This is a genomic window from Nocardioides iriomotensis, from assembly GCF_004168035.1.
Classification (GTDB): domain Bacteria; phylum Actinomycetota; class Actinomycetes; order Propionibacteriales; family Nocardioidaceae; genus Nocardioides_B; species Nocardioides_B iriomotensis.
The window spans coordinates 98,239-113,076 of record NZ_SDPU01000018.1; the positions used below are offsets into that span (position 1 = coordinate 98,239).

The window sequence follows — 14,838 nt, forward strand, 5'->3', positions numbered from 1 at the left end:
CCTCCTGGGCTCGCCTTGCACTCGCAGGGTGCGAGTGCTAAGAATTGGTTAGCACTCTCAGGCTGAGAGTGCCACTACGAATGGACCGGACCGATGAGGTCCCGGACGTCGGCGGGAAGGGTCCGCCGGTCTCGCCGGGGCCGTCCGTCGCGGGCATCGCCCGGACCACCCCCATCAACGCGTGAGGATTCGCGGGAGCTATGCCGAAGCTTATTGCGTTCAACGAGGAGGCCCGGCGCGGCCTGGAGCGTGGCATGAACACGCTCGCCGACGCCGTCAAGGTCACTCTCGGCCCCAAGGGCCGCAACGTCGTGCTGGAGAAGAAGTGGGGCGCCCCCACGATCACCAACGACGGTGTCTCCATCGCCAAGGAGATCGAGCTCGAGGACCCCTACGAGAAGATCGGCGCCGAGCTGGTCAAGGAGGTCGCCAAGAAGACCGACGACGTTGCCGGTGACGGCACGACGACGGCCACCGTCCTGGCCCAGGCCATGGTCCGCGAGGGCCTGCGCAACGTCGCCGCCGGCGCCAACCCGATGGCGCTGAAGCGCGGCATCGAGCGCGCCGTCGAGGCCGTGTCCGAGCAGCTGCTCGGCATGGCGAAGGACGTCGAGACCAAGGAGCAGATCGCCTCCACGGCCTCGATCTCCGCTGCTGACACCTCGGTCGGCGAGATCATCGCCGAGGCGATGGACAAGGTCGGCAAGGAAGGCGTCATCACCGTCGAGGAGTCGAACACCTTCGGGCTCGACCTCGAGCTGACCGAGGGCATGCGGTTCGACAAGGGCTACATCTCGGCCTACTTCGTCACCGACGCCGAGCGGATGGAGACGGTCCTCGAGGACCCCTACATCCTGATCGCCAACCAGAAGGTCTCCAACGTCAAGGACCTGCTGCCGCTCCTCGAGAAGGTCATGCAGTCCGGCAAGCCGCTGCTGATCCTCTCCGAGGACGTGGACGGCGAGGCGCTGTCGACCCTCGTGGTCAACAAGATCCGCGGCACCTTCAAGTCCGTCGCCGTCAAGGCTCCGGGCTTCGGTGACCGCCGCAAGGCCATGCTGCAGGACATCGCGATCCTGACCGGTGGCCAGGTCATCTCCGAGGAGGTCGGCCTCAAGCTCGAGAGCACCGGCGTCGAGCTCCTGGGTCAGGCGCGCAAGGTCGTCGTGACCAAGGACGAGACCACCATCGTCGAGGGTGCGGGCGACACCGACCAGATCGCCGGTCGCGTCAACCAGATCCGCGCCGAGATCGAGAAGAGCGACTCCGACTACGACCGCGAGAAGCTGCAGGAGCGCCTGGCCAAGCTGGCCGGCGGCGTTGCGGTCATCAAGGTCGGCGCGGCCACCGAGGTCGAGCTCAAGGAGCGCAAGCACCGCATCGAGGACGCTGTTCGCAACGCGAAGGCGGCCGTCGAGGAGGGCATCGTCGCCGGCGGTGGCGTCGCCCTCGTCCAGGCCACCGACAAGGCGTTCGAGAAGCTCGAGCTCGAGGGTGACGAGGCCACCGGCGCCGCCATCGTGCGCTTCGCCTCCGAGGCCCCGCTCAAGCAGATCGCGGTCAACGCCGGTCTCGAGGGCGGCGTCGTGGCGGAGAAGGTGCGCAACCTCGAGGCCGGCCACGGTCTCAACGCTGCCACCGGCGAGTACGTCGACATGATCGCCACGGGCATCATCGACCCGGCCAAGGTGACCCGCTCGGCGCTGCAGAACGCCGCGTCGATCGCCGCGCTGTTCCTCACCACCGAGGCCGTCGTGGCCGACAAGCCGGAGAAGGCCGCCCCGATGGGCGACCCGTCCGGCGGTATGGGCGGCATGGACTTCTGAGTCCCGCCGCACCAGCGACACAGCACCACCTGGGAGCCCCTGCCGCACGGCAGGGGCTCCCGTGTGTTCGGCGTCAGGTGCCGGCGGCGGCGCGGGCGTCGACGCGGAACCCGACGTCGACGACCGTCAGCAGCACGACCGCCACCGCGAGCAGCGGGACGAGGATCGTCCAGGCGGTCGCGGGCACGCCGACCACGGCGCCGATGAGGATCAGCACGTCACCGACCACCGGGTTGCGGTCGACCAGCACCATCCCGCCGATCACGCCGGTGGTCGCGAGCGCGAGCGAGCCGAACCAGAAGCCCAGGCCGGTCAGGCCCGCGTCGAGGTGGGCGACGGTCTCCAGGGCGCAGAAGGCGGCGTAGACCAGACCGAGGAGTCCCTGGGTGCGACGGGTCCAGCGCTCGCGCCGACCCATGGGGTCAGCGTACGCCTCGGGGCCGGTACTGGATGCTGATCCGCGGGCCCACCCCCTGACTGGTCTTGAGCACGGCGTGCTCCCAGGTGCGCTGGCAGGAGCCGCCCATCACCAGCAGGTCGCCGTGGCCCATGGCGAACGAGATGGACGCCCCACCGAGCCGCGGTCGCAGCGAGAGCCGCCGGGTGTCGCCGAGGGAGACGATCGCGACCATCGTGTCCTCGGTCCTGGACCGTCCGATCGTGTCGCCGTGCCACGCCACGCTGTCGCGGCCGTCGCGGTAGTAGCACAGGCCGGAGGTCCGGAACGGCTCGCCGAGCTCGGGGGAGTAGTGCCGGCTCAGCGTCTCGCGCGCCTCGACGAGGGCGGGGTCGGGCAGCGGGTCGTCCTCGCCGTAGAAGCACAGCAGGCGCGGGACGTCGACGACCCGGTCGTACATCTGGCGGCGTTCGGCGTACCACGGCACGTCGCGCACGAGCCGGGCGAACAGCTCGTCGGCGCCGCGCAGCCAGCCCGGCCGGACGTCGACCCAGGCGCCGCGGTCGAGCGGGTGCCGCTGCACCGCCCCGGCGAGCGCGCCGACCGAGACCCGGTCGGTGGCGGGCTCGTCGAAGAGGGAGGTCTGGAAGTCGACGGTCATGGGTCCACGGTACGTCGATTCGAACACATGTTCTAGTGCCCGAGGGGAGCTGTGGACCACCATGACCCCGACGAGAACCGCCCGGACGCGTCAGGGTCGGATCAGGGCTGGACCAGGGATCGTGGGGTGCGAAATCCAGTGTCGGGAGCGATGCGTACACGAGATCGTTGTCCCCGACGACGCGCGGCCCTGGGACGGCCGCGCGACCGGGACGAGAGAGGAACCGTCGTGACCGACACGAGCACCACCCCCCAGGACCCCACCGGGGCCGACCCGAGACCGTCCGGGCCGGCCGCCCGGGTGCAGAACCTCACCAAGACCTACGGCTCGGGCCAGGCGAAGGTGGTCGCGCTGGACGACGTGACCCTGGACCTGCACCGCGGCGAGTTCACCGCCGTGATGGGCCCGTCGGGCTCGGGCAAGTCGACCCTGATGCATTGCTGCGCCGCGCTCGACACCGCGACCAGCGGCTCGGTGCTCATCGGCGACACCGACCTGTCCAGGCTGAAGGACAAGGAGCTGACCCGGCTGCGGCGGGACCAGATCGGGTTCGTCTTCCAGTCGTTCAACCTGGTGCCGACGCTGACCGCCGAGGAGAACATCCTGCTGCCGCTCTCCATCGCCGGCCGCAAGCCCGACGCCGACTGGTACCGCACGGTCATCGAGACCGTCGGCCTCCAGGACCGTCTCGACCACCGCCCCAACCAGCTCTCCGGCGGCCAGCAGCAGCGCGTCGCCGTGGCGCGTGCGCTCGCGAGCCGGCCGGCGATCGTCTTCGCCGACGAGCCGACCGGCAACCTCGACAGCCGCTCCGGCGCGGAGGTGCTCACCCTGCTGCGTCGTTCCGTGGACGAGTTCGGCCAGACCATCGTCATGGTCACCCACGACCCGGTCGCGGCGGCGTTCACCGACCGTGTGGTGTTCCTCGCCGACGGCAAGGTCGTCGACGAGATCCGCGAGCCCGACCGCGAGACGGTCCTGGACCGGATGACCCGCATGGACGCCCGCCAGCTCGACCGCCTCGCGGGGGCGCAGGCCTGATGTTCAAGGCAGCCTGGAAGTCACTGATGGGGCGCAAGCTGCGCCTCCTGATGAGCACGTTCGCGATCGTGCTCGGCGTCGCGTTCGTCGCGGGATCCCTGATCTTCACCGACACGCTGAGCCGCTCGTTCGACGCGATCTTCGCCTCCTCCGTGGGCGACGTCGTGGTGCGCCCCACGGGCACGAGCGCCGACGACGGACCGGCCACCACCCGCACCGTCCCCGCCTCCCTGGTCGACGACCTCGCCGAGGTCGACGGCGCCGCCCGCGCCGACGGCAACGTCTCCTCGTTCAGCACCTTCGTGGTGGGCGAGAACGGCAAGGTCATCGGCGGGCAGGGCGCCCCCGGCATCGGCGCCAACTGGAGCGACGCCCCGGCCGCGCACGGCCTGGAGGGCCTCGCCATCACCGAGGGTCACGCCCCGCGGAACGGCGACGAGGTCGCCCTCGACGCGGGTACGGCGGAGCGGGCCGGCTTCGAGATCGGCGACACCGTCCACCTCGTGACGTCGAGCGCCGAGGCCGTGCTCCGACCCACGCTGGTCGGGATCGCCGAGTTCGCCGACGGCGGCTCCACCAACGGCGCGACCATCACGGTCTTCGACACCACGACCGCGCAGGACCTCTTCGTCGGCGGCAAGGACGCGTTCAACGACGTCTGGGTCACCGCCGACGAGGGGGTCAGCCAGGAGGAGCTGCGCGACGACGTCGCCGCGGCGCTGCCGGCCGGGTTCGAGGCCGTCACCGGCGACACCGCCGCCGACGAGGCGGCGTCCGAGCTGGTCGAGGCGATCTCGTTCCTGAGCACGTTCCTGCTGATCTTCGCGGGCATCGCGCTGGTCGTCGGCTCGTTCCTCATCGTCAACACGTTCTCGATCCTGGTCGCCCAGCGCAGCCGCGAGCTCGCCCTGCTCCGCGCGATCGGCGCCTCGCGCCGGCAGGTGACCCGGTCGGTGATGTTCGAGGCGGTCGTGCTCGGCGCGGTCGGCTCGACGATCGGCCTGGGCCTCGGCGTGCTGCTCGCGATGGGCATCCGCGCACTGTTCGCGACGTTCGGCCTCGACCTCAGCGGCCAGGACCTGATCATCGCGGCGCGTACGCCGATCGCGGCGTACGCCGTCGGCATCCTGGTCACCGTCGTGGCGGCGTACATCCCCGCCCGTCGCTCGGCCCGGATCCCACCCGTCGCCGCCCTGCGCGACGACGTGGCGATGCCGGAGTCGGCGCTGCACTGGCGGCTCGTCGCCGGCGCCGCGCTGATCGTCGGCGGTGGCGCGGCCATGGTCGCCGGCCTCGTCAGCGACATCCCCCGACCGGGCTGGTGGGTCGGTGGCGGCATCCTCGCGGTGCTGCTCGGTGTCGCGGCCGCCAGCCCGGTGATCAGCCGGCCGGTGGTCGGGCTGGCCGCGGTGCTCTACCGGCGCATCTACGGCTCCGTCGGCACGCTCGCCGGGCAGAACGCCCTGCGCAACCCGCGGCGTACGGCGGCCACCGCCTCCGCGCTGATGATCGGGCTCGCGCTGGTCACCACGATGTCGATCCTCGGCTCGTCGGCCAAGGACAGCGTGGACAAGACCATCGAGGAGAACTTCTACGGCGACCTCGTCGTCTCCAACGTGATCGGGGTGCCGTTCTCGACGTCGATCGCCGACAAGATCGAGAAGACCGACGGCGTCGCGTCGGTGAGCCGGTTGCGCTACGCCATCGCGCAGGTCGACGGCGACGGTCAGGGCGTGATGGGCGTCGACCCGACGTCGCTGCGCGCGGCCGCCAACGTGCCGATGGTCGAGGGCGAGCTGACCGACCTCGACGACGGCAAGGTGCTGATCTCCGACAGCCGCGCGGAGGACGAGAACGTCGGCGTCGGCGACACCGTCACGATCTCCTTCCCCAACGGCAAGGAGGACCTCGAGGTCGCGGGCATCTACACCACCGACAACAACACGGTGCTGTTCTACCCGTACACGCTGACGCTCTCCACGCTCGCCGACGCGGGCTTCCAGGCGGCCGACAACTACCTGCTGATCCAGACCGAGCCCGGCGCCGACGTGGCCGCGCTCCAGCGCACCATCGAGGAGCAGACCGCCGAGCTGCCCACGGTCACGGTCAAGGACCAGCAGGGCTTCGCCGAGGAGCAGCGCGCGCCGATCGACCAGATGCTGCTGCTGATCTACGCACTGCTCGGGCTGGCCCTGGTGATCGCCGTGCTCGGCATCATCAACACGCTGGCGCTGTCGGTCATCGAACGGACCCGCGAGGTGGGCCTGCTCCGGGCGATCGGTCTCGGCCGCTCCCAGCTGCGTCGCATGATCCGGCTCGAGGCGATCGCGATCGCCGTGCTCGGTGCGGTCCTCGGTGTCGGGATGGGCCTGGTCTTCGGGCTCGCGCTGATGTCGTCGCTGGCCGACGAGGGGCTCGAGGTGATCACGGTGCCGACGCTGCAGCTGGTCGGTTACGTCCTCGCCGCCGGTTTTGTCGGAGTGCTGGCGGCCGTGTTCCCGGCACGTCGCGCGGCGCGTCTCGACGTGCTCCAGGCGATCGCCACGGAGTAGACGCGCAGGAAATCTCAGGTAAAGGCTGCTCACGGTCGCCCGTCGCGCCCCCTTTCGGCGCTCCACCACCGAGCTCAATACGGCTAAGGTGGGAACGAGTCGAGGGAGGTGCGATGGGCGACGTGGCGACTCCAGAGCGACCACGCCAGACCGTGCACAAGCACGTGCAGGTCCGGGAATACGTCCGGGGGCTGATCCAGGGTGCCGAACCGGGCAGCCCGGCACCGTCGGAGCGCGAGCTCGTCCAGCACTTCGGCGTCGCCCGGATGACGGTCCGCCAGGCCCTCGACGCCCTGGTCTCCGAAGGACTCCTCGAGCGCGTCCCCGGCCGCGGCACCTTTGTCGCCCGCGCCAAGATCGACGTGCAGGTGCGGCTGTCGAGCTACACCGAGGAGATGGGCCGGCGCGGCATGAAGGCCGGCGCGCGCACGCTGCTCGCCCGGATGGAGGCCGCCGGGCCCGGCGTCGCCCGCGCGCTGGAGATTCCCGAGGGCGCGAAGGTCGTGCACTGGCAGCGGCTCCGGCTCGCCGACTCGGCGCCGATGTGCATCGAGGACGCCTACCTCGCGGACAGCATCCTGCCGAACTTCCTCGACCAGCCGCTCCCGGAGAGCCTGTACGACGAGCTCCGCCGGCGCGACCTGCTCCCCACCTGGGGCGAGGACTCCGTCGACGCCGCCCTCTCGCGGCCCGAGGAGGCCGAGCTGCTCGGCATCCAGCCCGGGCAGCCCGTGCTGCGGATCGCTCGCCGCGCCTTCGCGGGCAGCATCGCGATCGAGGTGTCCCGCTCGACGTTCCGGGCCGACCGCTACACCCTCTGGATGCCGCTCTCGCGCCCGAACAACCCGGTCACCCGCAACCGGTGAGCCTGTGACCGCTGCTCCCGTCCCCGTCGTCGACGGTCACAACGACCTGCCCTGGACGCTGCGCGACCACTGCGCCTACGACCTCGGTGCGGTCGACATCGTCGGTGGTGAGCCGTCCGTGCACACCGACGTACCCCGCTTGGCGAAGGGTGGTGTCGTCGGCCAGTTCTGGTCCGTCTACGTGCCCGGCGACCTGCCCGGTCCCGACGCCGTCAAGGCGACCGAGGAGCAGATCGACTTCGTGCACGCCCTGGCCGCGGCGTACCCGCAGCACTTCACCGTCTGCCGTACGGCGGCCGAGACCGAGGCCGCGATGGCCGACGGCCGGGTGGCGTCGCTGATGGGCATGGAGGGCGGCCACTCGATCGACTCGTCCCTCGACACGCTGCGCTCGATGCACGAGCGCGGCGCGCGTTACATGACGCTGACCCACAACCAGAACGTCCCGTGGGCCGACTCCGCCACCGACCACCGCGTGCTCGGCGGGCTGAGCGACTTCGGCCGCGCGGTGGTGCGCGAGATGAACGCGCTCGGCATGTTCGTCGACCTCTCCCACGTCTCCGACGACGTGATGCGTCAGGCGCTCGACGAGACGACCGCGCCGGTGATCTTCAGCCACAGCTCGGCCCGCTCGGTCGCCGGACACGTGCGCAACGTCCCCGACGACGTGCTCGGCTCGCTCGCCACCAACGGCGGCGTGTGCATGGTCAGCTTCCCGTCGTTCTTCGTCAGCCAGGCCTGGGTCGACTGGTACGACGACTGCCTGGCCGTCGCACGGGAGCGCGGGCTCGACGAGCGCAGCTTCGACGACGTCGACCCGATCATGCGTGAGCGCACCGACGTCGCGCCCGCGCCGCCGACCGTCGCCGAGGTCGCCGACCACGTCGACCACGTCCGGGAGGTCGCGGGTCTCGCGCACGTCGGTATCGGCGGCGACTACGACGGCGCCTCGAACTTCCCGGCCGGGATGGAGGACGTCGGCGGCTACCCGCTGCTGTGGGACGAGCTGCGCTCGCGCGGCTACGCCGAGGCCGACCTGCACGCGATCGGGTCCCGCAACGTGCTGCGCGCGATGCACGACATGGAGTCCGTCGCACGATGAGCGTCGCCGGCCTGCTGCTCGCCGCCGGGGCCGGACGTCGCATGGGCACGCCCAAGGCGCTGGTGCGCGACCAGCGCGGCGTGCCCTTCGTCGACCGCGCGATCGGCCGGCTGCTCGACGGTGGCTGCGAGCGCGTGACCGTCGTGCTCGGGGCTGCCGCCGACGACGTGCGCGCCCTGCTCGACGTGGCCGGCTGGTGCGACGACGACGCCGTCGACGTGGTCGTCGCCGACGACTGGGCCGAGGGGATGGGCGCGTCGCTGCGCGCCGGTCTCCGCGCGCTCGACGCGGCGCCTCGCGAGGTCACCGCCGTGCTCGTGTCGCTCGTGGACCTGCCCGACGTCGACGAGGCGGTCGCCGCGCGCGTCCTCGACCGCGGTAGCGGGACGGACGTCCTCGCGCGGGCGTCGTACGACGGGACGCCGGGCCACCCTGTGCTGCTCGGTCGCGCCCACTGGGCCGGGATCGCCGACACCGCGAGCGGCGACCGGGGAGCGCGCGACTACCTGCGCGACCGCGACGTGGTCGACGTCGAGTGCGGCGACCTCGCGACGGGGCGTGACGTCGACACCCCCGACCAGATCGGACCGTGAGTACGCTCGACCTATGAGCACCGGTGCGGAGCCCGGGGGGTTCGCCTCGGCGGCGGACCTGGCCGCGCGCCTCGGCGAGAGCGGCTACCTCGCCGACGAGTCCCTGGCGACGATCGCCTTCCTGGCCCTGGAGATGCAGCGCCCCCTGCTGCTCGAGGGCGAGCCGGGCACCGGCAAGACCGCGCTGGCGGAGGCGCTGGCGGCGGCCCTCGACGCGCCGCTGGTGCGGCTGCAGTGCTACGAGGGGATCGACGCCACCCAGGCGTTGTACGACTGGGACTTCCCCCGCCAGATCCTGCACCTGCGCACGCTGGAGGCGGCCGGTGAGGCGATCGACGTCGACAAGGCCGAGTCCTCGCTGTTCGACGAGCGGTTCCTGCTCGCGCGGCCGGTGCTGCGCGCGCTGCGCGAGGCGCCCGCCGTGCTGCTGGTCGACGAGATCGACCGCGCCGACGACGAGTTCGAGGCGTTCCTGCTCGAGGTGCTCTCGACGTACCAGGTGAGCATCCCCGAGCTCGGCACCGTCACCGCCGCCCGGCCGCCGGTCGTCGTGCTGACGTCGAACCGGACCCGCGAGATCCACGACGCCCTCAAGCGGCGCTGCCTGTACCACTGGGTCGAGCACCCGAGCTTCGCGCGCGAGGTCGAGATCCTCCGCACCCGGGCGCCGGAGGTGCCGGCGCAGCTCGCCGAGCAGGTCGTCGGCGTCGTGCAGCAGCTCCGCGCCGACGAGCAGCTGCTCAAGCCGCCCGGCGTCGCCGAGACGCTCGACTGGGCCCGGGCTCTGCACCGGCTCGGCACCCGCGACCTCGACGTCGCCACCGCCGCCGCGACGCTCGGGGCCGTCGTGAAGTACCGCGAGGACGCCCAGCGCGTCCGCCAGGCCCTGGACAAGATCCTCCGCTCATGAGCACGGTGAGTGGTCTCGACCCTTCGACAGGCTCAGGACGGCGCAGGCTCGACCAGCCAGAGCGGTTGGTGCACGAGGCGGACGAGCTCCTCCTCGGTTTCACCCGCGCGCTCCGCGCCTCCGGCGTGCCCGTCACGATGGACCGGGCCCAGGCGTTCCTCGCCGCCACCGCGGTCGTCGGGCTCGGCGACCGGAAGGCGACCTACTGGGCCGGCCGGGCCACGCTCTGCGGCTGCCCCGACGACCTCGACCGCTACGACCAGGTGTTCACGGCGTGGTTCCTCGGCGACGACCAGCCGACCGGCCGCAAGCCGTCCGAGCCGCGGCCGCCGCAGACCCGCGCGGCCCTCGACGACGAGGGTGGGACCGGCGACGGCGACCCGGCCGACGACGACCCGCTGCGTGCGCGGGCCAGCGACGTGGAGGTGCTGCGGCACCGCGACATCGGCGACATGAACGCCAACGACCGGGCCCGGCTCGCGCTGCTGTTCGACCTGCTGCGGCCGCGGGCGCCACGACGCCGGGCGCACCGCCGGCAGGCCTGGCACCGCGGCGACGTCGACGCCGGGCGCACGATGCGCCGGTCCCTGCAACGGATGGGCGAGCCGGCCGAGATCGCCTGGCGCCGCCGCGCGACCAAGCCGCGCCGGGTGGTGCTGCTCGTCGACGTGTCCGGCTCGATGAGCCCGTACGCCGACGCGCTGCTGCGGCTCGCGCACCGGTTCGTGACGACGACCGGCGCCACCACCGAGGTCTTCACCGTCGGCACCCGGCTCACCCGGGTCACCCGCGCGATGCGGCTGCGCAACCCCGACCAGGCGATCGTCGCCGCCGGCCGGACCGTCCCCGACTGGTCCGGGGGCACCCGGCTCGGCGAGACGCTGCGGATCTTCCTCGACCGCTGGGGCCAGCGCGGGCTCGCGCGTGGCGCCGTCGTGGTCGTGTTCAGCGACGGCTGGGAGCGCGGCGACACCGCGCTGCTCGCCGCACAGATGCGCCGGCTGCACGACCTCGCGCACGCCGTCGTGTGGGTCAACCCGCACGTCGGGCGTCCCGGGTACCAGCCGGTGCAGCAGGGGATCGTCGCCGCCCTCGACCACGTCGACCACTTCGTCGCGGGGCACTCGTTGGCGGCGTTCGCGGAGCTGATCGAGGTGGTGGCCGATGCGTGAGGTGCTTCCCGAGCTGCTGCGGTGGTGGCGGGCCGGCGAGACGGTGGGCGTGGGGACGGTCGTCGCGACCTTCCGGTCCGCGCCCCGCCCGCCCGGCGCGTCGATGCTCGTCGGGCCGTCCGGCGAGGCGGTCGGCTCGGTGTCCGGCGGCTGCGTCGAGGGCGCGGTCTACGACCTCGGCCAGTCCGTCGTCACCGACGGCACGCCCGTCCTCCAGCGGTACGGCGTCAGCGACGACGACGCCTTCGCCGTCGGCCTCACCTGCGGCGGCATCCTCGACGTCTTCGTCGAGAAGGTGAACCAGCAGACGTTCCCCGAGCTCGGCGGCATCGCGGCGGACATCCAGGCCGGCCGCCCGGTCGCGGTCGCGACGATCGTCGAGCACCCCGACCCGGCGCGGGTCGGGCGGCGCGTCATCGTGCGTCCCGCCGACGTCGAGGGCGCCGCGCCCGTCGAGGGCTCGCTCGGTGCGGACCGGGCCGACGACGCCGTCGTCGACGACGTGCGCGGGCTGCTCGCCGCCGGCCACCACCAGACCCTCACCTACGGCCCCGAGGGCGAGCGGCGGGGCGAGGGCATGCGCGTGTTCGTGTGGGCGTTCGCGCCGCCGCCGCGGATGCTGGTGTTCGGCGCGATCGACTTCGCGGCGGCGGTCGCCCGCATCGGCGGGTTCCTCGGCTACCACGTCACCGTCTGCGACGCCCGGCCCGTCTTCGCGACCAACAGCCGCTTCCCGGCCGCCGACGAGGTCGTCGTGCAGTGGCCGCACAAGTACCTCGCCGCGGAGGCCGGGGCCGGCCGCGTCGACCGCCGTACCGTCGTCTGCGTGCTGACCCACGACCCGAAGTTCGACGTCCCCCTGCTCGAGGTGGCGCTCCGGCTGCCCGAGGTCGGGTACGTCGGCGCGATGGGGTCGCGGCGCACCCACGACGACCGGCTCAAGCGGCTGCAGGAGGCCGGCGTCACCGACGACGAGATCGCGCGCCTGTCGTCGCCCATCGGGCTCGACCTCGGCGCCCGCACGCCCGAGGAGACCGCGGTCAGCATCGCCGCCGAGATCATCGCCCTGCAGTGGGGCGGCGGCGGGCAACGGCTGGCCGCCCTCGACGACCGGATCCACCACTGATGACCACCGTCCGGGACGAGCTCCAGGCGCAGCGCGTCGACGCGGTGCGGGCCTGGACCGCGTTCGTCGAGGGCGGGGACGGCGACGAGGTGCGGCCCGAGATCCTCAGCTCCTGGCAGCGCTCGGGCAGCGCGATCACCCCCGACGTGGCCGAGGCGCCGATGGCCGACGAGGACGACACCCGCACGTTCTACGCGGAGTCGCCGCTGTCCGTGGCGGTCAGCCGGATCGAGGAGGAGCTGCGCCGCACCGCCGACGACGGCGACCTCGTGCTCGCCGTGACCGACGCCGACACCCGCATCCTCTGGACGTACGGCGGTCGCGTGATGCGCCGCAAGGCCGAGTCGGTGAACTTCGTGGCCGGCGGCCGCTGGGGCGAGACCGCCGTCGGCACCAACGCGCTCGCGCTGGCCAACGTCAACGCGAAGCCGTCGATGGTGTTCAGCGCCGAGCACTTCGCGCCGATCGTGCACAACTGGGTGTGCTGGGCGGCGCCGGTGCACGACCCCGTCACCGGCGAGCAGCTCGGCGTCATCGACCTGTCGACCACCTGGGACCGCACCCACCCGATCGGCCTCGCGACCGCGCGGGTGATGGCCCGGCTGCTCGAGAACGCCCTGCCCACGGCCCCGCCGATCGGGCGGCGGCGCGGGGCGGGCGCGTCCCTCAACGCCGGGCTCGAGCTCACCCTGCTCGGCCGGGTCGAGGTGGTGCTCGACGGGCAGCGCCTGCTCGTCACCCGGCGGCAGTCCGAGATCCTGGCGCTGCTCGCGCTGCACCCCGACGGGCTTTCGCTGGAGCAGATGCACGCGCTGCTCTACGGCGACGCCGCGGTGACCACGTCGACGCTCAAGGCGGAGATCTCCCACCTGCGCAGCGCGCTGGGCGGCCAGCTCGCCTCGCGCCCCTACCGGCTGATGATGCCCGTCGACACCGACGTCGACCGGGTGCTCGACCTGCTCCGCGCCGGCGAGACCGACGCCGCCGTCGAGGCGTTCGGGGGCGACCTGCTCCCCGGCACCACCTCGCCGGCGCTCGCCGAGCTCGCCGACTTCGTCGCGGTCGCGGTGCGTGAGGCGCTGCTCGCGCGGCCGACGCCGGGCGCCGTGCTGCGCTACAGCTCGCTCGCGCCCTACGACACCGAGGTCGTCGAGGTCGCGCTGGCGTCGCTGCCCGAGCGCCACCCGGCGCGGCCACTGCTGCTCGCGCGGCTGGCCTCGTCCCGGGCCTGACCGTCGCTCGCGCGGAGCACCAGCAGCACCATCGCGCCGGCCACGACGTACCCCACGCCCTGGAACGCCAGCACCGGCAGGATGCCGACCTGCTCGCCGAGGAACCCCGCCAGCGTGGTGCCGACCAGCACCGCGACGGTGCGGCACAGCGCCACCAGGCTGAACGCCCGGCCGCGCGACGCGTCGGCTGTCGCCCGCTGGAACAGCGTCGTGTAGCCCGCCATCGTCAGCGCACCCGGCAGCCCGACCAGCACCATGCCCAGGACGGCCGGCCACCAGATCTCGCCGAGTGCGAGCGGGTACAGGAAGATCGCGAGGTCGACCGCACCGAACACCATCGCGCCGGCTCCGAGCAGCAGCACGGGGGACAGGCGGTGGCCGATGCTCGCGGCGACCAGCCCGCCGACGATGCCGCCGATCGCCTGCGATCCGCTGATGACGCCGTAGGCCTGGCCGCTGCCGCCCAGCACGTCGTTGACGAAGGGGGCGAACAGCGTGCCCATGATCCCCTCGCCGGTGCTCGTGATCAGGGCGAAGACGAGGACCACCACGAGCACGCGTGACCCGCGCACGACCTGGAGGCCCTCGACCAGCTCGGTCCGGAAGCGGGTGAGCCGACGCTCGACCGCAGCGACCGCGTCGGCGCCCTCCGGCTCGGCGGGCACGCGCCCGGACGTACGGATGCGGGAGATCAGCAGCGCGGAGACCAGGAACGTCGCCACGTCGAGCAGCGCCACCGCCGGGATGCCGCCGGCCGCCGCGGCGACACCGCCGAGGGCGCCGCCGACCAGGCGCGCGACCTGGCCGGCCTGGGCGTTGAGCGCGTTGGCGGTGACCAGCTCGTCGTCCGGCACGAGCCGCGGCAGGAACGCCTGCTCGGCCGGTGCGAAGAACACCTCGACGACCGACTGCAGGACCAGCAGCGGGTAGAGCAGCCAGACCGTCGAGGCGTCGCCGACCAGCACCAGCGGGAGCACCGCGAGGGCCATCGCCAGGTTGGCGCCGACCATCGTGCGGCGCCGGTCCCAGCGGTCGACGAGGACGCCGGCGACCGGCCCGACCAGCACCTGGGGCAGGAACGCCGCGAGCAGGCTGCCCGCCGAGGCGAGGGTCGAGCCGGTCAGGTCGTAGACGGCGTAGGCGATCCCGATGCCGAGCACCCAGTCGCCGCACAGGGACACGACGTTGGCGGCGAGGAGCAGCCGCAGGTCGCGGCGCTGCCGCAGGACGGAGACCAGCCGGGAGCGTGACGTCATTCCGGCATCATCACGACATCAGTGTGGTGTCGTCAAGACGTCGCAGCGATGTCACCCCGGCGGGATTGGCGCCAACCTTTCGCCAACCTCGCCGTCATAGCGTG

Annotated in this window: 13 protein-coding genes; 10 read left to right on the forward strand and 3 right to left on the reverse strand. The window is 72.5% G+C overall.

Annotated features, from left to right (window positions below; translation table 11 throughout):
- Positions 1 to 200: 200 nt before the first annotated feature.
- A complete protein-coding gene (groL, locus tag ETU37_RS06320) occupies positions 201 to 1,826 on the forward strand; it encodes a chaperonin GroEL (protein WP_129986403.1) in 1,626 nt (541 codons plus the stop codon).
- A gap of 73 nt (positions 1,827 to 1,899) precedes the next feature.
- Here groL and ETU37_RS06325 read toward each other — a convergent pair whose 3' ends face one another.
- Positions 1,900 to 2,244 carry a hypothetical protein gene (locus ETU37_RS06325; protein WP_129986404.1) on the reverse strand — a complete coding sequence of 115 codons (345 nt, stop codon included), beginning with the start codon at positions 2,242 to 2,244 and terminating at the stop codon, positions 1,900 to 1,902.
- Positions 2,245 to 2,248: 4 nt separating this feature from the next.
- Positions 2,249 to 2,884, reverse strand: a complete 636-nt coding sequence (locus ETU37_RS06330; RefSeq protein ID WP_129986405.1) for an alpha-ketoglutarate-dependent dioxygenase AlkB — start codon at positions 2,882 to 2,884, stop codon at positions 2,249 to 2,251.
- A 300-nt stretch (positions 2,885 to 3,184) separates the two neighbouring features.
- Between ETU37_RS06330 and ETU37_RS06335 the strand changes: the two genes are divergently transcribed.
- From ETU37_RS06335 to ETU37_RS06375, 9 genes are all read left to right on the forward strand, one after another.
- Positions 3,185 to 3,925, forward strand: a complete 741-nt coding sequence (locus tag ETU37_RS06335) for an ABC transporter ATP-binding protein (protein WP_240755583.1) — start codon at positions 3,185 to 3,187, stop codon at positions 3,923 to 3,925.
- Positions 3,925 to 6,477: an ABC transporter permease gene (locus ETU37_RS06340; protein ID WP_129986407.1), complete on the forward strand. Its 2,553-nt coding sequence runs from the start codon at positions 3,925 to 3,927 to the stop codon at positions 6,475 to 6,477. Before ETU37_RS06335 ends, ETU37_RS06340 begins: the two co-directional genes overlap by 1 nt.
- 122 nt (positions 6,478 to 6,599) lie before the next feature.
- On the forward strand, positions 6,600 to 7,343 hold the full coding sequence (locus ETU37_RS23830) for a GntR family transcriptional regulator (protein ID WP_276319672.1): 744 nt from the start codon (positions 6,600 to 6,602) through the stop codon (positions 7,341 to 7,343).
- A 4-nt stretch (positions 7,344 to 7,347) separates the two neighbouring features.
- A complete protein-coding gene (locus ETU37_RS06350; RefSeq protein WP_129986409.1) occupies positions 7,348 to 8,445 on the forward strand; it encodes a dipeptidase in 1,098 nt (365 codons plus the stop codon).
- The gene (locus tag ETU37_RS06355; protein WP_129986410.1) at positions 8,442 to 9,038 is read left to right on the forward strand and encodes a nucleotidyltransferase family protein; all 597 of its coding nucleotides are present in this window, start codon (positions 8,442 to 8,444) and stop codon (positions 9,036 to 9,038) included. Before ETU37_RS06350 ends, ETU37_RS06355 begins: the two co-directional genes overlap by 4 nt.
- A gap of 13 nt (positions 9,039 to 9,051) precedes the next feature.
- Entirely contained in the window at positions 9,052 to 9,948 is an 897-nt protein-coding gene (locus ETU37_RS06360; RefSeq protein ID WP_129986411.1) for an AAA family ATPase, read from the forward strand.
- Positions 9,945 to 11,120, forward strand: a complete 1,176-nt coding sequence (locus tag ETU37_RS06365; RefSeq protein WP_129986412.1) for a vWA domain-containing protein — start codon at positions 9,945 to 9,947, stop codon at positions 11,118 to 11,120. The genes ETU37_RS06360 and ETU37_RS06365 overlap by 4 nt, the downstream gene beginning before the upstream one ends.
- Positions 11,113 to 12,246 (forward strand): XdhC family protein, encoded by a 1,134-nt coding sequence (locus ETU37_RS06370; RefSeq protein WP_129986413.1) that lies wholly within the window; start codon positions 11,113 to 11,115, stop codon positions 12,244 to 12,246. Before ETU37_RS06365 ends, ETU37_RS06370 begins: the two co-directional genes overlap by 8 nt.
- Positions 12,246 to 13,478, forward strand: coding sequence for a transcriptional regulator (locus ETU37_RS06375; protein WP_129986414.1), 1,233 nt, complete (start codon positions 12,246 to 12,248; stop codon positions 13,476 to 13,478). Before ETU37_RS06370 ends, ETU37_RS06375 begins: the two co-directional genes overlap by 1 nt.
- Here ETU37_RS06375 and ETU37_RS06380 read toward each other — a convergent pair.
- A complete protein-coding gene (locus ETU37_RS06380) occupies positions 13,379 to 14,734 on the reverse strand; it encodes an MFS transporter (RefSeq protein ID WP_129986415.1) in 1,356 nt (451 codons plus the stop codon). The genes ETU37_RS06375 and ETU37_RS06380 overlap by 100 nt on opposite strands.
- Positions 14,735 to 14,838: the final 104 nt, after the last annotated feature.